Origin of the sequence: Neisseria sp. HMSC078C12, from assembly GCF_001838065.1 — a bacterium.
In the GTDB taxonomy this organism is placed as follows: domain Bacteria; phylum Pseudomonadota; class Gammaproteobacteria; order Burkholderiales; family Neisseriaceae; genus Neisseria.
In genome coordinates, this window is sequence record NZ_KV835584.1 from 204,121 (window position 1) to 226,937 (window position 22,817).

25 protein-coding genes are annotated in these 22,817 nt (G+C 48.4%); 22 read left to right on the forward strand and 3 right to left on the reverse strand.

Annotated elements, in window-relative coordinates; translation table 11 throughout:
- Window positions 1–50 precede the first annotated feature (50 nt).
- Window positions 51–974 (reverse strand): pseudouridine synthase, encoded by a 924-nt coding sequence (locus tag HMPREF2596_RS02530; RefSeq protein ID WP_070849438.1) that lies wholly within the window; start codon window positions 972–974, stop codon window positions 51–53.
- A 210-nt stretch (window positions 975–1,184) separates the two neighbouring features.
- Here HMPREF2596_RS02530 and HMPREF2596_RS02535 point away from each other — a divergent pair, with 210 nt between their 5' ends.
- Complete coding sequence (locus HMPREF2596_RS02535; protein ID WP_070849440.1) at window positions 1,185–1,487, forward strand: hypothetical protein; 303 nt, start codon at window positions 1,185–1,187, stop codon at window positions 1,485–1,487.
- A 55-nt stretch (window positions 1,488–1,542) separates the two neighbouring features.
- Here the strand turns inward: HMPREF2596_RS02535 and HMPREF2596_RS02540 are convergent, their stop codons facing one another.
- A complete protein-coding gene (locus HMPREF2596_RS02540; protein WP_283140395.1) occupies window positions 1,543–2,049 on the reverse strand; it encodes a hypothetical protein in 507 nt (168 codons plus the stop codon).
- Between the two features lie 258 nt (window positions 2,050–2,307).
- Here HMPREF2596_RS02540 and hisS point away from each other — a divergent pair, with 258 nt between their 5' ends.
- From hisS to HMPREF2596_RS02640, 20 genes are all read left to right on the forward strand, one after another.
- Window positions 2,308–3,603 (forward strand): histidine--tRNA ligase, encoded by a 1,296-nt coding sequence (hisS, locus tag HMPREF2596_RS02545; protein ID WP_070849593.1) that lies wholly within the window; start codon window positions 2,308–2,310, stop codon window positions 3,601–3,603.
- Window positions 3,604–4,233, forward strand: coding sequence for a YfgM family protein (locus HMPREF2596_RS02550; protein ID WP_070849442.1), 630 nt, complete (start codon window positions 3,604–3,606; stop codon window positions 4,231–4,233). It begins immediately after the preceding gene.
- A gap of 141 nt (window positions 4,234–4,374) precedes the next feature.
- Window positions 4,375–5,832, forward strand: coding sequence for a ribosome biogenesis GTPase Der (gene der / locus HMPREF2596_RS02555; protein ID WP_049331367.1), 1,458 nt, complete (start codon window positions 4,375–4,377; stop codon window positions 5,830–5,832).
- A gap of 294 nt (window positions 5,833–6,126) precedes the next feature.
- Window positions 6,127–6,423 carry an RNA chaperone Hfq gene (gene hfq / locus HMPREF2596_RS02560; RefSeq protein WP_036493792.1) on the forward strand — a complete coding sequence of 99 codons (297 nt, stop codon included), beginning with the start codon at window positions 6,127–6,129 and terminating at the stop codon, window positions 6,421–6,423.
- Window positions 6,424–6,501: 78 nt separating this feature from the next.
- A complete protein-coding gene (locus HMPREF2596_RS02565; protein WP_070849444.1) occupies window positions 6,502–7,071 on the forward strand; it encodes a tRNA 5-(aminomethyl)-2-thiouridylate-methyltransferase MnmM in 570 nt (189 codons plus the stop codon).
- Between the two features lie 52 nt (window positions 7,072–7,123).
- Window positions 7,124–7,498: a SirB2 family protein gene (locus HMPREF2596_RS02570; protein ID WP_036491806.1), complete on the forward strand. Its 375-nt coding sequence runs from the start codon at window positions 7,124–7,126 to the stop codon at window positions 7,496–7,498.
- A gap of 15 nt (window positions 7,499–7,513) precedes the next feature.
- Entirely contained in the window at window positions 7,514–8,002 is a 489-nt protein-coding gene (gene folK, locus HMPREF2596_RS02575) for a 2-amino-4-hydroxy-6-hydroxymethyldihydropteridine diphosphokinase (protein ID WP_070849446.1), read from the forward strand.
- A 97-nt stretch (window positions 8,003–8,099) separates the two neighbouring features.
- A complete protein-coding gene (locus HMPREF2596_RS02580) occupies window positions 8,100–8,735 on the forward strand; it encodes a deoxynucleoside kinase (protein ID WP_070849448.1) in 636 nt (211 codons plus the stop codon).
- Between the two features lie 36 nt (window positions 8,736–8,771).
- A complete protein-coding gene (locus tag HMPREF2596_RS02585; RefSeq protein WP_070849450.1) occupies window positions 8,772–9,215 on the forward strand; it encodes a peroxiredoxin in 444 nt (147 codons plus the stop codon).
- Window positions 9,216–9,295: 80 nt separating this feature from the next.
- Window positions 9,296–10,168: a site-specific tyrosine recombinase XerD gene (gene xerD / locus HMPREF2596_RS02590; RefSeq protein ID WP_210401055.1), complete on the forward strand. Its 873-nt coding sequence runs from the start codon at window positions 9,296–9,298 to the stop codon at window positions 10,166–10,168.
- 227 nt (window positions 10,169–10,395) lie between these two features.
- On the forward strand, window positions 10,396–10,596 hold the full coding sequence (locus tag HMPREF2596_RS02595) for a (2Fe-2S)-binding protein (RefSeq protein ID WP_003681978.1): 201 nt from the start codon (window positions 10,396–10,398) through the stop codon (window positions 10,594–10,596).
- Window positions 10,597–10,726: 130 nt separating this feature from the next.
- Entirely contained in the window at window positions 10,727–10,960 is a 234-nt protein-coding gene (locus tag HMPREF2596_RS02600) for a glutaredoxin family protein (protein WP_070849455.1), read from the forward strand.
- A 69-nt stretch (window positions 10,961–11,029) separates the two neighbouring features.
- The gene (locus HMPREF2596_RS02605; protein WP_070849457.1) at window positions 11,030–11,638 is read left to right on the forward strand and encodes an SMC-Scp complex subunit ScpB; all 609 of its coding nucleotides are present in this window, start codon (window positions 11,030–11,032) and stop codon (window positions 11,636–11,638) included.
- A 288-nt stretch (window positions 11,639–11,926) separates the two neighbouring features.
- Window positions 11,927–13,588: a DNA repair protein RecN gene (recN, locus tag HMPREF2596_RS02610; RefSeq protein WP_049344080.1), complete on the forward strand. Its 1,662-nt coding sequence runs from the start codon at window positions 11,927–11,929 to the stop codon at window positions 13,586–13,588.
- A 114-nt stretch (window positions 13,589–13,702) separates the two neighbouring features.
- Window positions 13,703–14,659, forward strand: coding sequence for a glutathione synthase (gene gshB / locus HMPREF2596_RS02615; RefSeq protein WP_070849460.1), 957 nt, complete (start codon window positions 13,703–13,705; stop codon window positions 14,657–14,659).
- 68 nt (window positions 14,660–14,727) lie between these two features.
- Window positions 14,728–15,111 carry a diacylglycerol kinase gene (locus HMPREF2596_RS02620; protein WP_049322731.1) on the forward strand — a complete coding sequence of 128 codons (384 nt, stop codon included), beginning with the start codon at window positions 14,728–14,730 and terminating at the stop codon, window positions 15,109–15,111.
- A 131-nt stretch (window positions 15,112–15,242) separates the two neighbouring features.
- Window positions 15,243–15,719: a copper chaperone PCu(A)C gene (locus HMPREF2596_RS02625; RefSeq protein ID WP_070849462.1), complete on the forward strand. Its 477-nt coding sequence runs from the start codon at window positions 15,243–15,245 to the stop codon at window positions 15,717–15,719.
- A gap of 126 nt (window positions 15,720–15,845) precedes the next feature.
- Window positions 15,846–16,949, forward strand: coding sequence for a tRNA 2-thiouridine(34) synthase MnmA (gene mnmA / locus HMPREF2596_RS02630; protein WP_070849464.1), 1,104 nt, complete (start codon window positions 15,846–15,848; stop codon window positions 16,947–16,949).
- A gap of 93 nt (window positions 16,950–17,042) precedes the next feature.
- Window positions 17,043–18,698 (forward strand): AMP-binding protein, encoded by a 1,656-nt coding sequence (locus tag HMPREF2596_RS02635; RefSeq protein WP_070849465.1) that lies wholly within the window; start codon window positions 17,043–17,045, stop codon window positions 18,696–18,698.
- 124 nt (window positions 18,699–18,822) lie between these two features.
- Complete coding sequence (locus HMPREF2596_RS02640) at window positions 18,823–20,457, forward strand: CTP synthase (protein ID WP_070849467.1); 1,635 nt, start codon at window positions 18,823–18,825, stop codon at window positions 20,455–20,457.
- A gap of 62 nt (window positions 20,458–20,519) precedes the next feature.
- Here the strand turns inward: HMPREF2596_RS02640 and HMPREF2596_RS02645 are convergent, their stop codons facing one another.
- Window positions 20,520–21,266 carry a carbonic anhydrase gene (locus tag HMPREF2596_RS02645; protein WP_070849469.1) on the reverse strand — a complete coding sequence of 249 codons (747 nt, stop codon included), beginning with the start codon at window positions 21,264–21,266 and terminating at the stop codon, window positions 20,520–20,522.
- Window positions 21,267–21,654: 388 nt separating this feature from the next.
- On the opposite strand from HMPREF2596_RS02645, the gene HMPREF2596_RS02650 reads away from it, so the two are divergent.
- Window positions 21,655–22,770, forward strand: a complete 1,116-nt coding sequence (locus tag HMPREF2596_RS02650; RefSeq protein WP_070849471.1) for a porin — start codon at window positions 21,655–21,657, stop codon at window positions 22,768–22,770.
- The last annotated feature ends 47 nt before the right edge of the window (window positions 22,771–22,817 follow it).

The window sequence follows — 22,817 nt, forward strand, 5'->3', positions numbered from 1 at the left end:
AAAGGCCGTCTGAAACTTTTCAGACGGCCTTTTTTATTGGATTGGATAACTTAAAGCGCAAAACCGCTTTCAAATACGCGTATTTCTCCGCTGACAGGATCGGTAAACTCAATTCTTTTGGCCAGGAGTTTTAAAGGTTTGTCGTAGTCTTCCTCGCCGGCCGCCAATGGGGTAGGGTAAAGCGCATCGTTCATCAGCGGCATGTTCAAACTCATCATATGCACGCGCAGCTGGTGTTTCTTCCCGGTATGCGGCGTGAGGCGGTAGAGGCTGAATGCGCCGCGGTTTTCGATAAGCTCGATGGTCGTGTGGGCGTTGGGTTTTCCTTCCGTTTCACGCGTGAGGAAGAATTTTTCGCCGCGTTCCATTCGGGACGAAATATCCAGCGGATAGTCCAAATCCGTCCGCGTCGGCGCCACCGCTTCATAAGTTTTTCGGACGGTTTTTTCTTGGAACATGGTCTGATAATCGCGACGCGTGGCAGGATTGAGCGAAAGCAGCATAACGCCTGCCGTATCTTTGTCCAAACGATGAATCGGCGTAATGTCTTCAACATTCAAATGCTGCAATTCAGGCCGCAAACGCAGGCGCGTGAGCAGCGTTTCCCGCAAAAAACGCCCACTGGGGATGACGGGCAGAAAATGCGGTTTGTTCACCACAAGCAAATGCTCGTCAATATGCAAAATCTTTTCATCAAACGGAATACGCGGCTCGCTCTCACGGCTGGTTTCACGGTAATAAAACATCGTCTTGCCGGGTTCGAACAAGGTATTCTCATCAAACGGCACGCCATCCGAACCCACCACAAAACCGCTGTTCAGCCGCCGCCGCCAGGTTTCTTCGCCGACAAAGGGAAAATGAGTGCATAAAAAATGCAGCAGCGGCAAGCCGTAAAATTGCTTTTCATGCGGTAAAACCAAATAACTGGGTTTGACACCGTCTAAAAGGGGGAGGGGATTGGTACGTTTTTTCATGCGGCGGATTGTACTCGGTTTTTAGGATTTTTTCAGACGGCCTTGTTTTTATGGAAAATAAACTTCTAATAATAGATATGTATTGATGCGGGTTTTATGCTTAAATAGATTCTTCAAACAAGCAGAGAAACTGGTTTTGTTTGAACTTGCTTTTATGGCATGAATTAAAGAAATGATAAAGAAACAATATTTTGAGAAAAGGAGAATATTATGCAGAGAAAAATCGGCATAATCATCATGTTATCCGTATTTTCCGTGTCCGCTATGGCGGGAGGGGAAGTTCTGCTTGGTAAGAATAATGCATACGATAATGAGTATGAACTTGTGGTAGAGCATGAAGTAAATGAAGAAGTTTCACAATTAAATCAAGACGAGTATGCCGCACATCCAATACGCAACGATAGCGGCGTCATGCAGTCAGGAAAAGCGGCTTCAGGCAGACAAGCCGTTTCCCAATACGGAAAACCTAATTTGCCGCCTGTACGCTTAAATCCGCATCCTTCACGACCTTGATTTCAAAATCAAAGGGCTGCTCCATTTGTTTGGACAGCCCTTTTGTTTTGTCGGCTCACTCACATTTTTGTTTGCGCAAAACAAGTTTGTAATTGGTTTTTATGCTGGTTTGATCGCCAATCATCTTAAAATCATCTATCAAACAACGGTTTTCTGTACATTTCAACATGAAATCTGCACCGATCCTATGGCCGTCAAATTGTTTAAATGTTGCCCGGACGGTATGGGGAGAAGTGACCTTGACTTGCAAGGTTTTATGGAAGTTGTCAGGATGATCCTGACCAAAGCCCAAGTAGTAATGTATCGGCATGTCACATCCCATCTCCATATCGGGTTGCTTACGGATATTTGTGTCGAATTTATTGAATTGTCGGATGATTTTTTGTAGTTCAGGCGTGGTAATACGATTGTGTTCAGAGCCTAAATCCACTTTGGTCAGATAAACCTTTTTGACTAAATCTATTTTTGCTTGATTATTTGTGGCGTTATTTGCAGCCATCGCTTGAGAGAATAAGCTGGTGGTTAACAAGCCGATAACAAAAAGAGAGCGTAGTGTTTTCATGATGTGCATAGGGACGAGATGAAAAGAATCCAAGTATAACGACATTGAATCTATATTGAATATATTTTTTAAGAAATTTAAGTTGAAAAGAAGGGGAAGGATTGGAATCATTGAATATGATTCTGCAATCTGCTTTACAGGTCGTCTGAATGCAAAAACCGATTTTCAGACGGCCTTTTGATTTGTTCCCAACCTCACAAACCCTTAAAAATCAGCTATAATGCCCAACTATTTGATTTTCGCTTATCCCATATTGAAATGGCACAAAAAATTCAATCTGTAAAAGGTATGAACGACCTTTTACCTGTCGAACAAAAAGATTTCAAACTGACGGCTGCGTTTTGGCAGGCGTTTGAAGATACGGTTAGCCGTTGGACACGCGCTTACGGCTATCAGCAAATCCGTACACCGATTGTCGAGCAAACCGGTTTGTTTGTCCGCTCCATCGGCGAGGAAACCGATGTGGTCGGCAAGGAAATGTACACCTTCTCCGATTCAAACGATTCTTTGAGTTTGAGCCTGCGTCCTGAAGGTACGGCTTCTTGTCTGCGTGCGGTGGTCGAACACAACCTTCTGTACAACAGCCCGCAAAAGCTGTGGTATATGGGGCCGATGTTCCGCCGCGAGCGTCCGCAAAAAGGCCGTTATCGTCAGTTCCATCAGGTCGGTATCGAGGCTTTGGGTTTTGAAGGGCCGGATATTGATGCGGAAATCATCGCGATGTCTGCCGATTTGTGGGAAAAATTGGGTATTCGCGAATACCTGACTTTGGAAATCAACAGCTTAGGCAACCGTGAGGAACGCGCGGCACACCGTGCGGCATTGGTTGAATATTTGACCCGCTATGAAGCGCAACTGGATGAAGACAGTAAACGCCGTCTGAAAACCAATCCTTTGCGCGTTTTGGATACGAAAAACCCTGATTTGCAGGAAATCTGCAATGCGGCGCCGCGTTTGGTGGATTACTTGGGCGAGGCTTCACAAAACCACTATGCACGCTTCAAGGCGATGTTGGACGGTTTGGGTATCCAATATGTTGAAAATCCGCGCTTGGTACGCGGTTTGGATTACTACAATCAGACGGTTTTTGAGTGGACGACCGACAAACTCGGCGCGCAGGCGACTGTGTGCGGCGGCGGCCGTTACGACGGTTTGATTGAAGAGCTTGGCGGCAAGCCTGCGCCGTCTATCGGCTTTGCGATGGGTATTGAGCGCCTGCTGCTTTTGGTGAGCGAATACGGCTCGCTGGAAGCGAACGCTGCGCCTGATGTCTATGCAATGCACCAAGGCGAAGGTGCGGACTTGCAGGTGATGAAATACGCGCAAGCCTTACGCGCACAAGGTTTCAATGTAATGCAGCATTCCGGCTATCAAAGCTTGAAAGCGCAAATGAAAAAAGCAGACAACAGTGGCGCACGCTTTGCCCTGATTGTGGCTCAGGATGAGCTGGCAAACGGTACGGTTACCCTGAAAGATATGCAGGGCAAACACGAACAACAAACCGTTGCCGCCGCTGATTTGACAGACACTTTACAACAATGGAAGAACGCATAAATGGCAGCCCATTTGGAAGAACAACAAGAGTTAGACAACTTTAAATATTTTTGGAAAAAAACCGGCCGTTGGATCTTTGCCTTGCTGATCGTGGCGGCTTTGGGGTATTTGGGTTACACCATTTACCAAGGCCAAAAAGCTTCAAAAGATCAGGAAGCCGCCGCCGTATTGGCGCAAATGGTGGAAAAGGCGCAGCAAAAAACCGACCAAAAAGCCATCAATGCCGATTTGGCCGAATTGCAAAAAAACTATCCTGATTCCATTTCGACAGCCCAGGCTACGTTGATGGTAGCGGCGACCGAGTTTGATACCGGCCGTTATGATGTGGCGGAAGGTCATTTGAATTGGGTGCTGAAAAACCAAAACGCACCGCTGGTTCAAGCTTTGGCAGCCCAGCGTTTGGGCGTTGTCCTGTTGCAGCAGAAAAAATACGATGCTGCCATCAATGCCCTGAATACTCAGGTTGAGGCTGACTTCGAGCCTTTGATGCTGGAAACCAAAGGTGATGTTTACGTTGCCCAAAATAAAACCAAAGAAGCCGTACAAAGTTACGAAGCTGCTTTGAGCAAATTGCCGCAAACCGCAGTAGGTCGCGAATTGCTGCAAATGAAAATCGACAGCTTGAAATAAGTTTGTTTGAAATCAAGGCCGTCTGAAGTTGCCATGACTTTTCAGACGGCCTACACTTATCCTTATCAACCGTGTTTTTAAAACACCTGCTTGTGTTCCGCTCCCGATTTTAGGCGGCACTTGACACAGAAAGACTCCATCATGAAACCAACCATCGCGCTTGTCGGCCGCCCCAATGTCGGCAAATCTACTTTATTCAACCGTTTGACGCGCACCAAAGACGCGCTCGTGCATGACTTGCCCGGCCTGACGCGTGACCGACATTACGGTCATGGCAAAGTCGGCAGCAAACCTTATTTGGTCATCGATACCGGCGGTTTTGAGCCGGTTGTGGACAGCGGCATTTTGCACGAAATGGCAAAACAAACCTTGCAGGCTGTCGATGAAGCCGATGCGGTTGTGTTTTTGGTGGACGGCCGTACCGGCTTGACCCCGCAAGACAAAATTATTGCCGACCGTTTGCGCCAAAGCCCGCGTCCCGTTTATTTGGCCGTGAATAAAGGCGAGGGTGGCAATAGGGCCGTGCTTGCCGCCGAGTTCTACGAACTTGCCCTGGGCGACCCTTATGTTATTTCAGGTGCGCACGGCGATGGTGTGTATTATCTGATTGAAGATATTTTGGAAACCTTCCCCGAGCCTGAAAAGGAAGAGGAAGAAGCGAAACATCCTGTTTTTGCTGTAATCGGCCGTCCAAATGTCGGTAAATCAACCTTGGTAAACGCCATCCTCGGTGAAGAACGCGTGATTGCCTTCGATATGGCAGGCACGACGCGTGACAGTATCCATATCGATTTTGAACGTGAAGGCAAACCGTTCACCATCATCGATACCGCAGGTGTGCGTCGTCGCGGCAAAGTGGATGAAGCGGTGGAAAAGTTTTCCGTCATCAAAGCCATGCAGGCGGTTGAAGCGGCAAACGTTGCTGTCTTAGTATTGGATGCGCAACAAGATATCGCCGACCAAGATGCGACGATTGCAGGTTTCGCTTTGGAAGCAGGCCGTGCCTTGGTGGTGGCGGTTAATAAATGGGACGGCATCAGCGAAGAGCGCCGCGAGCAAGTGAAACGCGATATCAACCGCAAACTGTATTTCCTTGATTTTGCTAAGTTCCACTTTATTTCTGCGTTGAAAGAACGCGGTATAGACGGTTTGTTTGAAAGCATTCAGGCTGCCTACAATGCGGCAATGATTAAGATGCCGACGCCGAAAATCACGCGTGTCCTGCAAAGCGCGATTGAACGTCAACAGCCGCCGCGCGCAGGTTTGGTGCGTCCGAAAATGCGCTATGCCCACCAAGGCGGCATGAATCCGCCGGTGATTGTGGTACACGGTAATTCGCTGCACGCCATTTCCGACAGCTACACGCGCTATCTAACCCAAACGTTCCGCAAAGCCTTCAATCTGCAAGGTACGCCGCTCAGAATTCAATACAATGTTTCGGAAAACCCGTATGAAAATGCGGAAGACAAACCGAAGAAAAAACCGCTGCGCCGTGTCAGCCTGAGCAACCGTATCGAGAAGCGCGAAGGCCGCAAGGAAGAGAAAAACCGCTTCAAGAAGAAAACCAAAGTCAGCGTAAAAAAACAATTCAGCAAATAAGCATAAAGGCCGTCTGAACGATTTCAGACGGCCTTTTATGATGGAATGTAAGTTATTTATTTTTCATAATATTTATCTATTGGATTTGCTGGAATCAAAATACATAAAATCGGGATTGGGAAGGGACGTGAAGATGAAAATGAAACAGTCGGTTTATCGGGAATTTCCCTTATTGCTGGATTCCTAAACGGTGTGATAGAAAAAAATAGTTGGTAATTTATTCTATTCGGGGCTACAATCCCATCAAACGCCGATTTTGGCGTCTTTACAATCATAATAATGGAGCTCAAGAATATGACAGCTAAAGGACAAATGTTACAAGATCCTTTTTTGAATGCGTTGCGTAAAGAGCACGTTCCGGTTTCAATCTACTTGGTAAACGGCATCAAGCTGCAAGGCCAAGTGGAATCATTTGACCAGTACGTTGTTCTGCTGCGTAATACTTCCGTCACTCAAATGGTTTACAAACACGCTATCTCAACAATCGTTCCTGCACGCGCAGTCAGCCTGCAACACGAAAACAAACAACCTCAAGCCGCTGCCGCAGCTGCTCCGGTTCAAGTTGAGACTGTGCAACAACCTGCCGAATAAATGATGTAACGCATTCCTGTTTTTCAATACCTTACCGCTTTTGCGGTAGGGTATTTTTATTTTCAGACGACCTTTATCATGCTGCTTGAAAACATTCTTCCCTTTGCCCACTCCCTGTTACGACAAGCCTTAAAAGCAGGCGGCCGCGCTTTGGATGCGACGGCCGGAAACGGGCATGATACTTTGCTGTTGGCGCAATTGGTTGGCGAAACGGGTAAGGTGTGGGCTTTTGATGTGCAATCTAAAGCACTGGCGCAGACTCAAGGCCGTCTGAAAGAAAACGGCGTAGATGGCCGGGTAGCCCTGATACATGACGGCCATGAAAACGTTTTATCTTATATCGACGAGCCTTTAGATGCCGCAGTATTTAATTTCGGTTGGTTGCCGGGCGGCGATAAAAGCTGTACGACTGAGGCGGCAAGCAGCATCCGTGCGCTGACGGATACTTTGGGTTTGCTGAAAGAGGGCGGCCTTGCTGTGGCGGTATTGTATCCGGGACATGAAGCCGGCCGAATAGAAGCTGAGGCGATTGTGCAATGGGCGGAAATTTTGCCACAGGAAGCCTTTGCCGTGTTGCGCTATGGCTTTGTCAACCGCCGCAATGCGCCGCCTTATCTGCTGGCGGTTGAAAAGTTGCGTCAGAAATAGATGTTTGCGGTAAAATAGCCGCTTTAATTCCCTCTACCGACAAGAAACTGTTATGCAATACCTGTTCGTCAAATACAGCCACCAGATTTTTGTAACCATTACCATTTTGCTGTTTAACATCCGCTTTTTCATGCTTTGGCGTCATCCTGAAAAACCGTTGGCAGGCATTTGGAAAGCCATGCCGCATTTGAACGACACCATGTTGCTGTTTACCGGCTTGTGGCTGATGAAGATTACCCATTTTTCGCCGTTTAATGCGCCGTGGCTCGGCATGAAAATCCTGCTGTTGCTGGTTTATATTGTGTTGGGCATGATTATGATGCGTTCGCGTCCGCGTTCGCCGAAATTTTATATCGTCTATATTTTGGCCATGTCGTGTGTTGCCACGATTGTTTTTCTTGCCAAAACCAAAACACTGCCGTTTTAAAAGAGGCCGTCTGAAATGTATCCGCATTTTGCCGTTGTCGCTTTGGGCAGCAATCTTGCTAATCCTGCCGAACAGGTTCGCGCCGCTTTGGCCGAATTGGCCGCGCATCCGCATATCCGGCTTGAAAAGGCTTCTTCCCTGTATCTGACTGCGCCGGTCGGCTATGACGATCAGCCCGATTTTGTGAACGCCGTGTGTGCCGTGAAAACTTCATTGGACGGCGTAGCGCTGTTGGCAGAGTTAAACCGCATCGAGGCTGAATTTGGGCGCGAGCGTAGCTTCCGTAATGCGCCGCGCACTTTGGATTTGGATATTATTGATTTTGACGGTATCCGCAGCGATGACCCGCATCTGACCTTGCCGCATCCGCGCGCGCATGAGCGCAGTTTCGTCATGTTGCCGCTGGCCGAAATCCTTCCGGATTTCGAGTTGGGTGAGCATGGCCGTGCGGCTGATTTGGCTCAGGCTTTGGGCGGGCAGGGGATTCGCCTGTTGAAAGAATAAAGGCCGTCTGAAAAACGGACTAAAACAAGAAAGGGCGTGTTGGACACGCCTTTTTTGCTATAAAATATTGTCGGGAAACACATTACAAAGAGTTACTATGAATCCTCGTTATATTGTTGTCGAAGGTGCAATCGGTAGCGGCAAGACCGCTTTGAACCGCCGCTTGGCAGAGCATTTCAGCGCGTTGCTGTTGTCGGAGAATCCGGATCACAATCCGTTTCTCATGAAGTTTTACAGCAATGTTTCCAATAATGGCTTGGCCGCCGAACTTTTCTTCCTGACGCGCCGCGCTGAAAGCGTGAATATTATTGAAGACCATTGTGCGCAAGGTGGAATGGTTGTGGCTGATTTTCTGCCGGAGAAAGACCGCATTTTTACGCCCATCGTTTTGAATGATGACGAGCGGCAGCTTTTTGCCGATATAAAGCAACGCATTTTGCCGCAATACGCGGAGCCCGATGTGGTGATTTATCTGCAAACCGCTGTCGAAAACAACCGCAAACGCCTGCAAAAACGTCAAGAGGGTATCATCAGCTTGTTTCCCGAAGGCTATTTGGGACGGGTGCATGACGAATACAGCCATTTTTTCCATTTGTATCAAAGCGCGCCTTTGCTGACCGTCAATGCCGATGAGTTGGATTTGGCCGGCAATGACGACCACTTCCAGCTTTTGCTGCGCGCATTGGAAGATTTTCAAGGTACGCGCAGTTATTTGAATTTAAGCGAAAAATAAACGCAGGCTAGGTTTAGGCCGTCTGAAAGGAATAATATGTCAAAATATCAATTCACACTCCCATCTTCTTCCGGCAGCGATTTTAACTCCGCCGAACATTTGCCGTTGGTTGTCTATTTTTATCCTAAAGACAGCACGCCCGGATGTACCACCGAAGGCTTGGATTTCAATGCCCGATTGGAACAATTCAAAGCATTGGGCTATACCGTTGTCGGCATTTCCCGCGACGGTGTCAAATCGCATCAGAATTTCTGCGCCAAACAAGGCTTCCAGTTTGAATTGTTGAGCGACGAAGAAGAAACCGTCTGCAAACTGTTTGACGTGATCAAGCTGAAAAAGCTTTACGGTAAAGAATCCCTCGGCATTGAGCGCAGCACGTTTGTGCTGGACAAAAACGGCGAAATCGCCCATGAGTGGCGCAAAGTCAAAGTGGCCGGACACGCGCAGGAAGTTTTAGATACAATCTCTCAAGCCTCTTAATAGGGCTTTGAAAACCTAAGGCCGTCTGAACGGATGTAAAGTCATGCCGTTCAGACGGCCTTTCAATCAGTTTGATGAATATGGACGATTTAATAGACAAGTTGCTTGAATCCCTTTGGCTGCAAGACCGACTCAGCCACAATACGCTGCAAAGTTACCGCCGTGATTTGGTCAAAATCGCTGCGCGTTTGGCCGAGGGCGGGCAGGATTGGTTGAGTGCCGATGAGTTTGCCCTGTCTGATGCCGTGTATGCGGAGGGGGAAAAAAACACGTCCCAAGCGCGGGCATTGTCGGCTTGCAAGCGCATGTACGGCTGGCTGGAAGAAACAGGCCAAAGGGCAGACAATCCCACCCGTTTTCTCAAAGCACCGAAATCGGAACGCAAATTGCCCAAGCTGATTACCGAAGCCCAAATCGACGCGCTGCTGGCTGCGCCGGATGTGGACACACCGCACGGACTGCGCGACAAAGCCTTGCTTGAAGTCATGTATGCAACAGGTTTGCGCGTGACCGAAGCCGTCAAATTGACGCTCAGCGATATCGATTTACATCGCGGCAGTATCCGCACCATAGGCAAGGGCGACAAATTGCGTCTGGTTCCGCTGGGGCAGGAAGCGGCATATTGGGTGGAACGCTATTGCAACGAATCGCGCCCGTTGTTGCTGAAAAACAAAATCTGCGATGAAGTGTTTGTCAGCCAGAAACGCAGCGGCATCAGCCGTCAGCTTGCATGGATGATAGTCAAAGAATATGCCGAAGCAGCCGGTATTGCTTCACTCAGTCCGCACGGTTTGCGCCATGCTTTTGCCACGCATTTGGTCAATCACGGTGTTGATTTGCGTTCGGTCCAGATGATGTTGGGACATTCCGACATCAATACTACGCAGATTTATACCCATGTTGCCAATATCCGTTTGAAAAACATGGTTGATGAACACCATTCCCGTTCATAAATAAAGGCGGCATTTTGAAGATGCCGCTTTTTGTTATCGTGGCCGTCTGAACGGTTATAAAGTTTACTATTTATAAAATAACAATCAAAATACAAATTTACATAGAAAAATTTCAAAACAAAAGGACAGTACCAATATTGCAATGCAAACCGTTTTTATTTATATTTACGTTCAAGAATAAATCCTACTCTCAATTACAGAGGGTAACAAAATTATTGGAGCACATCATGTTTGTCTGCATCTGCAATGCCATTACTGACCACGACATCAAAGAGACCATCGCCGCCGGTGCAACCACCATGAGCGATTTGCAGGCTCAATTGGGCGTGGCGACTTGTTGCGGTTGCTGCGGCGAATTGGCTGCATCGTTTTTGACTGCAAGCAGTGCCCAAAATACCGTGACTGCCGGTATTAACGTTCAGTCTTAATTCAGAATACACACAAAGGCCGTCTGAAGGCGTAGTTTCACGCCTGTTCAGACGGCCTTTGTCATGCCTGTATGGTTTGGCGGCATTTTGCTATACAATGGCCGCTTTTGTCCCTCCGAGAGTAACCGCCATGAAACTGACCTTGATGTTTCGGGAATATTGCAGCCTGTGCCACAAAATGCGCGAACAATTAAAGCCTTATCAGGAGCAGTTTGGATTTAGGCTGGATATTGTCGATGTTGATGAAGATCCGGTTTTAGAAGAAAAATACAATGAGCTGGTGCCTGTTTTGTTGGATGGCGATACCGAAATCTGCCATTGGTTTTTGGACGAAGAAAAACTGAAAGCGCATTTAAGCGCGTAACAAACCATTGACCATATTGCCTTTCAGACGGCCTTCGGCTGTTTATGCCGTCTGAACCTTGATTTTATTATGACTGAAAAACTTTCTCCCGATGCGCTGATTGAAGCGGCGCTGTTGACGCAAGTCGAACCCTTAAACGAAAAAGCCATGCGCGAATTGTGCGTGCCGCCGTTGTCGCAAGACAAGCTGATTGACGTGTTGGCGCAACTGAAGGCCCGCTGGCAGGGCAGGGCTTTGCAACTGGTGCATACCCATGAGGGCTGGCGTTTCCAAATCGCCCAAGCCGCATTTGAACGGCTGGGCAGCCTGCAAGAGCAGCGCGCGCCGCGTTATTCCCGCGCCGTGATGGAGACGCTGGCGATTATTGCCTATCAGCAACCGGTAACGCGTGGCGATATCGAAGGCATACGCGGCGTGGCAGTGTCGCAAAATGTGATGCAAACCTTGCAGGATAGGGGCTGGATTGAAGTCATCGGCCACCGTGATTCTGTCGGCCGTCCGGCATTGTGGGCGACCACGGCAACATTCTTAAGCGATTTGCGTTTGGAAAGTTTGGAAGAATTGCCGCCGCTGACTGAATTGGGCGAGCTGGTGTTGCCCGATTTGATGGAAACGCCGCCGACAGGCGATGAGGAAGCTGAAGAAGCAGTAGAGCCTGAAAGCAGGCTGATTAATTGATTTAAATGTAAAGGCCGTCTGAAACAATCGTGTTTCAGACGGCCTTTGTGTTGGTTATTCTAGCGTTTTATGGCATTAAATGAACGATCTATATCATTGAATACATCAGCCGGGGTAACAATATAGCGTGGTGTATTGGGCAGTTCCTTAAAAAATAATTTGTTTAAAATAAATATCTTAGATAAATTATAAGAAAAATCTGATTTAAACTATAAAAAATCTTAGTTATAATCAGCTTATCTAAAGCTATTCCGCATAAGCGCGGGTAATTTACTAAGGAATACTGCAATGTTGTTGGCACTTTCTTTGCGTGATTTTGTCATTGTTGAAAACCTAAATCTTGATTTTCAAAACGGCTTTACCGTTTTAACGGGCGAAACCGGCGCAGGCAAATCGATTACCCTGGATGCAATCGGCCTGTTGCTGGGCGATAAAGCTGATTACAGCCAAGTGCGCAACGGCGCCAAAGAGGCACAGTTGTCGGCTTTGTTTGACATCAGCGGTTTGCCCGAACTGAAAGCTCAGCTGCAGGAGCAAGGCCTTTTGGAAGAAGATGCCGAAGAGCTCAGCATCCGCCGTATTATCGATGCCAAGGGTAAAAGCCGCAGTTATATCAATAATCAGGCAGCAACATTGGCGCAACTGAAAGCCATCGGCGAGCAGTTAATCGATATTCACGGACAAAATGCCCATCATTCGTTGAATCAAGAATCTGCGCAACGCGAGTTGTTGGACGCATTTGCCGGCAGCAAAGAGCAGGCGGAAACAGTCAAGCAGCTTTATCAAAATTGGGTCAATGCGAAAAAAGCCCTGCAAGAAGCACAAGAGCAGGCAGAAACCATGGCTATCGAACGCGAGCGTTTGGAATGGCAGTTTAATGAATTGAACCAATTGGAGCTCAAACCCAACGAATGGGAAACCTTAAGCCAAAGCCACGACAGCCTGGCGCATTCGGCCGAGTTGCTGCAAACCGCCGAGCAGGTGGGCGAAAGCATAGACGGCGACAACGGCATCCAACGTCAAATCTACCAATGCCAAAAACTGCTGGGCAATCTGCAAAACATTGAACCGCGCTTTGCCGAAAGCCTGAATATGTTGGCAAGTATTGAAGCCGAGTTGGGAGAAATCAGTGCCAATATGCGCGATGTGGCCGGCCGCAGCGATATCGATCCGAATGAATTGGCCGCACAAGAAAGCCGTATGGGTGAATTGATGAGCATGGCGCGCAAATACCGCATTGAGCCGGAAGAGTTGCCGCAAAAGTTGGCGGAAATTGACGAGCGCCTGCAAAACCTTCAAGCGGCCGCTGATTTGGAAGCCTTGGAAAATACGGTTGCACGCAATCTTGCCGAATACCACGAAGCCGCTCACGTTCTCTCCGCCATGCGCCATCAGGCGGCCGGCCGTTTGGGCGAAGAGACCACCGAGCATATGCAGCATTTGGCCATGAAGGGCGCACGTTTTGACATCGTCTTGTTGCCGTCTTCGCCGACCGCGCATGGTTTGGAGCAGGTGCAATTCCAAGTGGCGGCGAATAAAGGCAATCCGTCCCGTCCTTTGAACAAAGTGGCTTCCGGCGGCGAATTGGCGCGTATTAGCTTGGCTTTGCAAGTGGTTGCCAGCCAATACACGCAAGTGCCGACATTGATTTTTGACGAAGTGGATACCGGTATCGGTGGCGGCGTCGCCGAAATGGTCGGTAAAGCTTTGCGTGCCTTGGGTAAAAAACATCAAGTTCTGGCGGTAACCCATCTTCCTCAAGTCGCCTCTTGCGGTGAAAACCATTGGCAAGTGCGTAAACATAGCGAAGGCGAACAAACCGTCAGCGAAATCAGCGTATTGGATCATCATCAGCGCATTGAGGAAATCGCGCGTATGTTGGGCGGCGAAATCATTACCGACACCACACGCAGCCATGCTGCCGAACTCTTGCATCTGGCTGCCGCCTAAAAGCCTTAAGGCCGTCTGAAAATAAAATTCAGACGGCCTTTTCCGTATTTTGCGCCCTTTCAGACAAGCAGAATACAAGGTATGATTATAGCGTCTGTTTACAAGGAAATTTTGATGAAAGTCCTGTTTATCGCCGATCCGATGGCAAGTTTTAAAACCTATAAAGATACTACTTACGCCATGATGCGTGAAATGGCAAAGCGCGGTTGGCAGCTTTTTCATACCTTGAGCGGAGAATTGTCCGTCCGTGAAGGCTGGGTGGTGGCTCAGGCAGCGGCATTTGAGTTTGTCGGTGCGAAGAACGATGACGATCACGAATGGTTTAAAGCAGAGGCAAAAGTTCAGACGGCCTTAAAAGATTTCGATGCGGTCATTATGCGCACTGACCCGCCGTTTGATATGCAATATTTGTACGCAACCCAATTTTTGACATTGGCACAGCAGCAGGGCGCAAAAGTATTTAACAGCGGACAGGCAATGCGCGATTTCAATGAGAAATTGGCTATTTTGAACTTCAGCCAGTTCACCGCCCCCACTTTGGTAACCACACGTTCTGCCGATGTCCGTGCCTTTTTGAAAGAACACGGCGACATCATCATCAAACCTTTGGACGGCATGGGCGGTATGGGCATTTTTCGACTGACCGAATCCGACCCCAATATCGGCAGTATCCTTGAAACCCTGATGCAGCTTGATTCACGCACCATCATGGCGCAACGCTATATTCCTGAAATTGTACATGGCGACAAACGCATTTTGATTATCGGCGGGGGAGTTGTTCCGTATGCTTTGGCGCGTATTCCGCAAAACGGCGAAACGCGCGGCAACTTAGCTGCCGGCGGCCGCGGCGTGGCGCAGGAATTGAGCGAACGCGACCGTGAAATTGCAGAAACCCTCGCTCCCGAACTCAAACGCCGCGGCATCTTGCTGGCAGGTTTGGATGTCATCGGCAGCAACCTGACCGAAGTCAACGTAACCAGCCCGACCGGTTTCCAAGAAATCATGAAGCAAAAAGATTTTGACGTTGCCGCCATGTTTGCAGATGTCGTGGCATCTTGGGCAAAACAATAAACCCAAAGGCCGTCTGAAAATTGACCCGACCGTTTCTTTTCAGACGGCCTTTTTATGTTGAGAATATGATGGAACCATCTTCCTACGCATCTGAAAAAAAAGGTAAAAACGGTATCAAACGCATCATCAATGCGTTTGGTTATTCCAAAGACGGACTGGCTGCCGCGTACCGTTATGAAAGCGCATTTCGCCAAGTTTTTTGGTTGAACCTGATTTTAATTGTCTTGGCCTTATTCCTTGATTTCGGGCCGGCCATCAAAATGGTGCTTGTTGCCGCATCGTTTATTTCATTGATTACCGAATTGTTTAATACCGCCGTCGAAGCAGCCGTTGACCATACTTCTACTGAAAAACACGAGCTGGCCAAGCGTGCCAAAGATGCCGGCTCGGCCGCGCAATTGATGGCTTTGTTCATGTTGTTTATTGTTTGGATTATTGCATTAACTGCTTAAAAATGTGGTAATATAGTAATTCGTTAGGATTAGATAGTATTAATTAATCTATATCAAAGTTTTCAGACGGCCTTTGGTTGTAAGATGAGGGCTGTATATCCCAGCCATTTGGCAAACACAAGGAGCAAAACATGAAAAAATTAATGGCAACCCTGATTCTGGCAGGCTTGGCAACTTCCGTATCTGCAGCCGGTATCCATATTGAAGACGGTTGGGCACGTGCCACTGTCGAAGGTATGAAAATGGGTGGCGCATTCATGAAAATCCAAAACGATGAAGCCAAACAAGACTTCTTGGTAGGCGGCAGCAGCCCTGTTGCAGAACGCGTTGAAGTACATACCCATATTAACGACAACGGCGTTATGCGTATGCGCGAAGTTAAAGGCGGCGTGCCTTTGGCGGCAAAAAGTGTAACCGAGCTGAAACCGGGCAGCTACCACGTTATGTTCATGGGTCTGAAACAACAATTGAAAGAAGGCGAAAAAGTGCCTGTAACCCTGAAATTCAAAAACGCCAAACCTCAAACTGTCGAGCTGGAAGTGAAAACCGCGCCTAAAGCCGAAATGCAGCACGACCACGGCGCACACGGTGGCGCACATCAGCACTAATTGCTTGAATTTGCATATAAAGGCCGTCTGAAAGTCATTGGGCTTGCAGACGGCCTTTTCTGTCGTCAAATCAAAATGTGCTAAAATCACGCTTTAAAAAATGTATTTGAAACCCACATTCCGCTCATGAATACTCACAACACACCAGCAAACATCATCGTCGGCCTTTCCGGCGGCGTCGATTCCTCCGTTACCGCGGCCCTGCTCAAACAGCAAGGCCATCAAATCAGCGGCGTGTTCATGCAGAACTGGGAAGATGACGACAATGACGAATATTGCAGCATCAAACAAGATTCCTTCGATGCCATTGCCGTTGCCGACATCATCGGCATCGACATCGACATCGTCAATTTCGCTGCACAATACAAAGACAACGTATTTGCCTATTTCCTCAAAGAATACAGCGCAGGCCGCACGCCAAACCCGGATGTCTTGTGCAATGCCGAAATCAAATTCAAATGCTTTTTGGACTACGCCATAGAGCAGGGCGCCGATACCATTGCCACCGGACACTATGCCCGCAAAGAAGTTCGCAACGGCGTACATTACCTGCTCAAAGGCTTGGATCAAAATAAAGACCAAAGCTATTTCCTATACCGTCTCAAACCTTTCCAACTCGAGCGCGCGATTTTCCCATTGGGTGAGTTGGAGAAGCCTGAAGTCCGCCGTCTTGCCGAAGAATTCAAGTTACCGACCGCAACCAAAAAAGACAGTACCGGCATCTGCTTTATCGGCGAGCGCCCGTTCCGCGAGTTTTTGCAAAAATATCTGCCGACCAATAATGGCAAAATGGTGACCCCTGAAGGCAAAGTAGTCGGCGAACACGTCGGCTTGATGTTTTACACGCTGGGTCAACGTAAAGGCTTGGGCATCGGCGGCGCAGGCGAGCCGTGGTTTGTTGCGGCCAAGGATTTGACCAAAAACGAACTGATTGTCGTCCAAGGCCATGACCATCCTTTGCTTTATACGCAAAGCCTGGTTATGAACGATTTGAGTTTCACATTGCCCGAATGCCCGAAAGAAGGCCGCTATACCTGCAAAACGCGCTACCGTATGGCTGACGCGCCTTGTACGTTGCGTTACTTGGATGATGAAACCATTGAGCTTGTCTTTGACGAGCCGCAATGGGCGGTAACGCCCGGCCAATCTGCGGTACTGTACGACGGCGATGTGTGCTTGGGCGGCGGCATCATCATGTCCACCGACAAGCCTGTCATTATTACTGCTTAACACAAGGGCCGTCTGAAAACGAAGCGGCGGATTAAATCAAGCCTTTCAGACGGCCTCCATTCTAAAAACGACTAAAACAAAGACTGAATCAATATGGAAAAACTCTGGCTCAAAAGCTACGAACAAGGCGTCAACCCCGAAATCGACATCACGCAATACAGCTCCATCAGCGACGTATTCCGTCAAAGTGTTGAGAAATTCTCAGATAAACCTGCTTTTCAAAACATGGGCAAAACGCTGGCTTATGCCGAAGTGGGCAAGTTGGCAACGGATTTTGCGTCTTACCTGCAAAACGTATTGAAACTACCGCGCGGTGAGCGTGTGGCGATTATGATGCCGAACGTTTTGCAGTATCCGATTGCACTTTTCGGTATTTTGCAGGCAGGTTTGGTGGCAGTGAATACCAATCCGCTTTATACGCCGCGCGAATTGGAGCATCAGTTGAAAGACAGCGGCGCGACCACGATTGTCGTGTTGGAGAACTTTGCCAATACGCTGGAGCTGGTGTTGCCGCGTACGCAAATCAAACATGTGATTGTCGCATCGGTCGGCGAGATGTTCGGCATGATTAAAGGCGCGTTGATGAATTTCGTCATCCGCAAAGTGAAAAAAATGGTGCCGGAATACCGTATTCCCAATACCGTAACTTTTCAGACGGCCTTGAAGCAAGGTGCGGCAAATACGTTCAAGCCCGTCGAATTGACGCGCGATGACACAGCCTTGCTGCAATATACTGGCGGCACGACCGGCTTGGCGAAAGGCGCCGTCCTCAGCCACGGCAATATCTGCGCCAATATGCTTCAGGCGAAAGAATGGATTAAAAACCAACTGCGCGAAGGCGAAGAAACGGTTATTGCCGCGTTGCCGCTTTATCATATCTTTGCCTTGACGGTAAACCTGATGATTTTTGCGAATACCGGTTCCAAAATCATCCTGATTACCAACCCGCGCGACATGAAGGGGTTTATCGGCGAATTGAAAAAAGAGCCGATCAGCGTGTTCATCGGTGTGAATACCCTGTTTAATGCGATGGTCAACCGTCCGGATTTCGCCGAAGTCGATTTTTCCCGTTTGAAGCTGACTTTGGGCGGCGGTATGGCAACGCAAAAAGCCGTGGCGGAAAAATGGAAAAAAATTACCGGTACGCCGATTGTGGAAGCTTACGGTTTGACCGAAGCCAGCCCGGGCGTATGTTGCAATCCTTTGAATATCGAGGCTTACAGCGGCGGTATCGGTTTACCGGTTCCTTCGACCGAAGTCGAATTGCGCGATGCGGACGGCAAAGAAGTGCCTATCGGACAGCCGGGCGAATTGTGGGTGCGCGGCCCGCAAGTGATGAAAGGCTATTGGAACCGTCCGGAAGAAACCGCCAAAGCAATCGATGCACGCGGCTTTTTGGAGACCGGCGATATTGCCGTGATGGATGAAAAAGGCTGGCTGAAGCTGGTGGACCGCAAAAAAGATTTGATTGTGGTATCCGGTTTCAATGTATATCCGAACGAAATCGAAGAAGTGGTGGCCAGCAACGACAAAGTCTTGGAAGTCGCCTGTATCGGCGTGGCAAGCGAAAAAACCGGAGAAGCGATTAAAGTTTTCGTCGTGCGCAAAGACCCGTCTTTGACTAAGGAAGAACTGATCGATTTCTGCCGCAAAGAATTGACCGCTTATAAAGTGCCGAAAGACATCGAATTCCGCGACGAGTTGCCAAAATCCAACGTCGGCAAAATCCTGCGCCGCGAGCTGCGCTGATATACAGAATCAGTATGATAAGGCCGTCTGAAAACGCTGTTTTCAGACGGCCTGAAGCTTTTGCTGTTTGCCAGAATATGCTGCTTCAAGTTAAAATCACACGTTCCAACATGGGTATCACATCATGACTAAATTTATTTTCGTAACCGGCGGCGTTGTATCTTCTTTGGGTAAAGGTATCGCCGCCGCTTCTATTGCTACTATTCTCGAGTCACGCGGTTTGAACGTGACCATGCTTAAACTCGACCCGTATATCAACGTTGACCCGGGTACCATGAGCCCTTTTCAACACGGCGAAGTATTCGTGACCGATGACGGCGCGGAAACCGACCTTGACCTCGGTCACTACGAGCGTTTCATCAACGCCACCATGACCCGCCGCAACAGCTTCAGTACCGGCCAAGTCTATGAAAACGTGATTGCCAAAGAGCGCCGCGGCGACTATTTGGGCGGTACCGTACAAGTGATTCCGCACATTACCGATGAAATCAAACGCCGTATCCATGAAGGCGCGGCCGGTTATGATGTGGCGATTGTCGAAATCGGCGGTACAGTCGGCGATATCGAATCGTTGCCTTTCTTGGAAGCCATCCGCCAAATGCGCAGCCAGCTCGGCCGCAACAATACATTGTTTGCCCACCTGAGCTATGTTCCTTACATTGCCGCCGCCGGTGAAATCAAAACCAAACCGACCCAACATACCGTTAAAGAGATGCTGAGCATCGGTTTGCAACCGGACATCCTGATCTGCCGTATGGACAGAGAAATGCCTGCGGACGAGCGCCGTAAGATTGCCCTGTTCTGTAACGTTGAAGAACGCGCCATCGTGGGCAGCTACGATGTGGACAGCATTTACGAATGCCCTGAAATGCTGCACAACCAAGGCATCGACAACATCATTACCGAGCAGCTCCAACTGAATGTCAAACAAGCTGATTTGACCGAATGGAAGAAAATCGTTCACGCGATTCAAAATCCGAAACACACCGTCAAAATCGCCATGGTCGGCAAATACGTTGATTTGACCGAGTCCTACAAATCGCTGATCGAAGCCCTGAAACACGCCGGTATTCATACTGAAACCGACGTACAAATTACCTTTGTTGACAGCGAAAGCATCGAGAAGAGCAATGGCGACGTTTCCATGCTTAAAGACATGGATGCGATTTTGGTGCCGGGCGGCTTCGGTTCACGCGGCGTAGAAGGCAAAATTGCCGCCGTACGCTATGCGCGTGAAAACAACGTACCATACTTGGGCATCTGCCTGGGCATGCAAATCGCCCTGATCGAATATGCCCGCGACGTCGCAGGTTTGAAAGGTGCGAACTCTACCGAGTTTGACTTGAAATGTGCCGCGCCGGTTGTTGCCCTGATTGACGAATGGCAAACTGCCGACGGCAGCGTAGAAACCCGTGACGAATCTGCCGATTTGGGCGGCACCATGCGTTTGGGCGCTCAAGAAGTTGACCTCAAACCGGGCAGCCTTGCCGCAAAAATCTACGGCAGCGAACATATCCGCGAACGTCATCGCCACCGTTACGAGGTCAACAACAACTATGTTCCTCAGTTGGAAAAAGCCGGTTTGGTCATTGGCGGCGTATCCGCAGGCCGCGAGCGTTTGGTTGAAACCATCGAATTGCCGAATCATCCTTGGTTCTTCGCGTGTCAGTTCCATCCGGAATTTACTTCCAATCCGCGCAAAGGCCACCCTTTGTTTACCGCGTTTGTGAAAGCCGCGTTGGGTAACAAAAAAGCCTGATTGATGTGATTGAAAAAGCACCCGTTTCCGGGTGCTTTTTTGTTTTCAGACGGCCTTAGAAGTTATTTGTCTTCATTGACTTCGCGGTCGTTCAAAGGTTGTACGGGACGGTTGTTTTCGCCACCGATAATGTCGCGCATGGCTTTAAACTGCGCCGCATCAGCTTGAACCGGAGTTTTTAAGACAACCCAAGTCACGTTTTCGCTGCAAGGCGGCGTTGTCAGCGAGCCTTTCAGTTGGAAGGACTTGCTATCTTTAGGTAGCAGGGCTTGGATATTCAAGTTTTTCAAATCTACGGATTCGCCCGCTTTCAGTTTTTTGGCAGTGAGTGCGGACAAGGCAGGGTTGTTTTTGCCCGGTTTAAATACAGAGCCGATGACCGCCAAAGTGCCGTCTTCGGCTTGATGGACGAAATGCGCTTCCATCGGGAAATGTTTGCCTTTGAAAGTATGTTCGCTCGGCGTATGGAAGTGGAATTGCTTGAAGGTATAGGTTTTGCCGTTAATCACGATGGTTTGTGCCTTGCCTTGCGGCGTGGCTTGAAGGGTATGGCCGTTATTTTCTACTTTGTAGTCGGCGACGTTGTAACGGTATACCGGTTGTTTGCCTTTTACTGCTTTTGTAGAGGAGAAGTCCACAGGAGATTGCTGTTTACCTGTTTTACAGACGGCAAAGTCTTCGCTCAAATCGCCCCAGTGTGCAGCATCGTTTTCACCTGTGTAAGACCAATGTGCATGATGGGTTTCGGCGGATACCGCTGCAGTAGAGACAGCCATTAGCAAAGATAAAAAGAGATGTTTTTTCAACATAAGGGCTCCTATTTATTTACATTAGGTAAAAGGAAAAATTTATACCAAATAAATTATTGATATAAAAAAACTTCTTCATAAGAAGAAAGTTAATGATAGTGGCAATTTAGGAATGTTGGGTTGATATATGGCAAACATTTATCAAGCAATCATTTTTGATTAAATAATTGCAATAGGAGGGTTGGTTGTCCTTGTCGTGACTTTGAATAGGAGAGGCCGTCTGAAATTTCTTTCAGACGGCCTGTTTTATTTGAAAATGTTGTAAAAAGTCTAAACTCTAATGAATAAAAGTGTTTCTCAAGGTCAAAGTAGTTGTTTGTAGCGTTGGAAAACATTAATATTGCTGAACGTGTTTTCACGAGATTTTAACTTTGTTTTGGAGAGAATAATGAAAAAATCGATTATCGCTTTGGTTATTGCTGGTTTGCCGCTGGCTGCATCTGCAGAAGTGATTCTGTATGGTCAAATCAAAAGCAGCGTGACCGTCGGTCAGGTCAAAATCAAAGGTGATGCAGGTTCTGAAACCAGCTCTACCGCAACCAGCATCAATGACAATACCTCCCGTATCGGTTTCAAAGGCAGCGAAAACTTGGGCGGCGATTTGAAAGCCATTTGGCAAGTTGAACAAAAAACAGCCATTACCGGCGATTCCCAAGGCTTTGCCACTCGTGATTCCTTCATCGGCCTGCAAGGTAACTTCGGTAAGATTCGCGCCGGTAAACTCAGCAATATGCTGAACGAAATGGATACCATCGATCCATGGATGTACAAAACCAATGCCGCAGGCTTGGGCATCTTTACCCGTACCGGCAACCGCAATGCCGCCGTACGCTACGACAGCCCGGATTTCGGCGGGTTCAAATTCAACATGTCTTATGCACCGCGCGACAACCGTAATCCTTCAGACAAATACACGCACACCAAACCGGCTAAAGACCAGTACACCGGCGGCGTGAGCTTCTCTAAAAACGGCTTTACCGCCAATGCGGCTTACGGCCACTACAACGGCGCGTACACCGACAATTCAGGCAAAGTCAAAGCGGCGCAAATCGCCAAAGTCGAAACTTATTACGATAAAGACAATCTCTTTGTCGGTGGCGGCGTACACTATGCCAAAGGCCATGAGACAGGCAACGAATATTTAGGTTATTTCACCGATGGTTTTAATCAGTACAAGGGTAGTGATATTACTGCCGACTCAGGTAAAGAGGAAGCCGTAAAAGTAGTTGATGCAGCGGTAACTGTCGGCTACAAATTGGGCAATGTTACACCGCGCATTACTTACGCGCACGGCTGGCCTGCCAAGGGCGTGAACAGTGGCGAAAAATTGGTGGATAAATTCGACCAAGTCGTTGTCGGCGGTCAATACACCTTCAGCAAACGCACCGGCGTAGTCGCCCAACTGGCGTATCTGAAAGTCGGCAACAAAACCCGTCTGACTGCAGCCAACAAAGGCGGCGTTGAACAAAAAGCTGCTTCTGTGGGCCTGTATCACAAATTCTAAGCCGTCTTGAAAGACAAGGCCGTCTGAAAAATTTCAGACGGCCTTTT

Excerpts from the sequence above, each read along its gene's own strand:
- HMPREF2596_RS02530 (WP_070849438.1), bottom strand. The coding sequence starts at position 974 with ATGAAAAAACGTACCAATCCCCTCCCCCTTTTAGACGGTGTCAAACCC.
- HMPREF2596_RS02535 (WP_070849440.1), top strand. The coding sequence starts at position 1,185 with ATGCAGAGAAAAATCGGCATAATCATCATGTTATCCGTATTTTCCGTG.
- HMPREF2596_RS02540 (WP_283140395.1), bottom strand. The coding sequence starts at position 2,049 with ATGAAAACACTACGCTCTCTTTTTGTTATCGGCTTGTTAACCACCAGC.
- hisS (WP_070849593.1), top strand. The coding sequence starts at position 2,308 with ATGGCACAAAAAATTCAATCTGTAAAAGGTATGAACGACCTTTTACCT.
- HMPREF2596_RS02550 (WP_070849442.1), top strand. The coding sequence starts at position 3,604 with ATGGCAGCCCATTTGGAAGAACAACAAGAGTTAGACAACTTTAAATAT.
- der (WP_049331367.1), top strand. The coding sequence starts at position 4,375 with ATGAAACCAACCATCGCGCTTGTCGGCCGCCCCAATGTCGGCAAATCT.
- hfq (WP_036493792.1), top strand. The coding sequence starts at position 6,127 with ATGACAGCTAAAGGACAAATGTTACAAGATCCTTTTTTGAATGCGTTG.
- HMPREF2596_RS02565 (WP_070849444.1), top strand. The coding sequence starts at position 6,502 with ATGCTGCTTGAAAACATTCTTCCCTTTGCCCACTCCCTGTTACGACAA.
- HMPREF2596_RS02570 (WP_036491806.1), top strand. The coding sequence starts at position 7,124 with ATGCAATACCTGTTCGTCAAATACAGCCACCAGATTTTTGTAACCATT.
- folK (WP_070849446.1), top strand. The coding sequence starts at position 7,514 with ATGTATCCGCATTTTGCCGTTGTCGCTTTGGGCAGCAATCTTGCTAAT.
- HMPREF2596_RS02580 (WP_070849448.1), top strand. The coding sequence starts at position 8,100 with ATGAATCCTCGTTATATTGTTGTCGAAGGTGCAATCGGTAGCGGCAAG.
- HMPREF2596_RS02585 (WP_070849450.1), top strand. The coding sequence starts at position 8,772 with ATGTCAAAATATCAATTCACACTCCCATCTTCTTCCGGCAGCGATTTT.
- xerD (WP_210401055.1), top strand. The coding sequence starts at position 9,296 with ATGGACGATTTAATAGACAAGTTGCTTGAATCCCTTTGGCTGCAAGAC.
- HMPREF2596_RS02595 (WP_003681978.1), top strand. The coding sequence starts at position 10,396 with ATGTTTGTCTGCATCTGCAATGCCATTACTGACCACGACATCAAAGAG.
- HMPREF2596_RS02600 (WP_070849455.1), top strand. The coding sequence starts at position 10,727 with ATGAAACTGACCTTGATGTTTCGGGAATATTGCAGCCTGTGCCACAAA.
- HMPREF2596_RS02605 (WP_070849457.1), top strand. The coding sequence starts at position 11,030 with ATGACTGAAAAACTTTCTCCCGATGCGCTGATTGAAGCGGCGCTGTTG.
- recN (WP_049344080.1), top strand. The coding sequence starts at position 11,927 with ATGTTGTTGGCACTTTCTTTGCGTGATTTTGTCATTGTTGAAAACCTA.
- gshB (WP_070849460.1), top strand. The coding sequence starts at position 13,703 with ATGAAAGTCCTGTTTATCGCCGATCCGATGGCAAGTTTTAAAACCTAT.
- HMPREF2596_RS02620 (WP_049322731.1), top strand. The coding sequence starts at position 14,728 with ATGGAACCATCTTCCTACGCATCTGAAAAAAAAGGTAAAAACGGTATC.
- HMPREF2596_RS02625 (WP_070849462.1), top strand. The coding sequence starts at position 15,243 with ATGAAAAAATTAATGGCAACCCTGATTCTGGCAGGCTTGGCAACTTCC.
- mnmA (WP_070849464.1), top strand. The coding sequence starts at position 15,846 with ATGAATACTCACAACACACCAGCAAACATCATCGTCGGCCTTTCCGGC.
- HMPREF2596_RS02635 (WP_070849465.1), top strand. The coding sequence starts at position 17,043 with ATGGAAAAACTCTGGCTCAAAAGCTACGAACAAGGCGTCAACCCCGAA.
- HMPREF2596_RS02640 (WP_070849467.1), top strand. The coding sequence starts at position 18,823 with ATGACTAAATTTATTTTCGTAACCGGCGGCGTTGTATCTTCTTTGGGT.
- HMPREF2596_RS02645 (WP_070849469.1), bottom strand. The coding sequence starts at position 21,266 with ATGTTGAAAAAACATCTCTTTTTATCTTTGCTAATGGCTGTCTCTACT.
- HMPREF2596_RS02650 (WP_070849471.1), top strand. The coding sequence starts at position 21,655 with ATGAAAAAATCGATTATCGCTTTGGTTATTGCTGGTTTGCCGCTGGCT.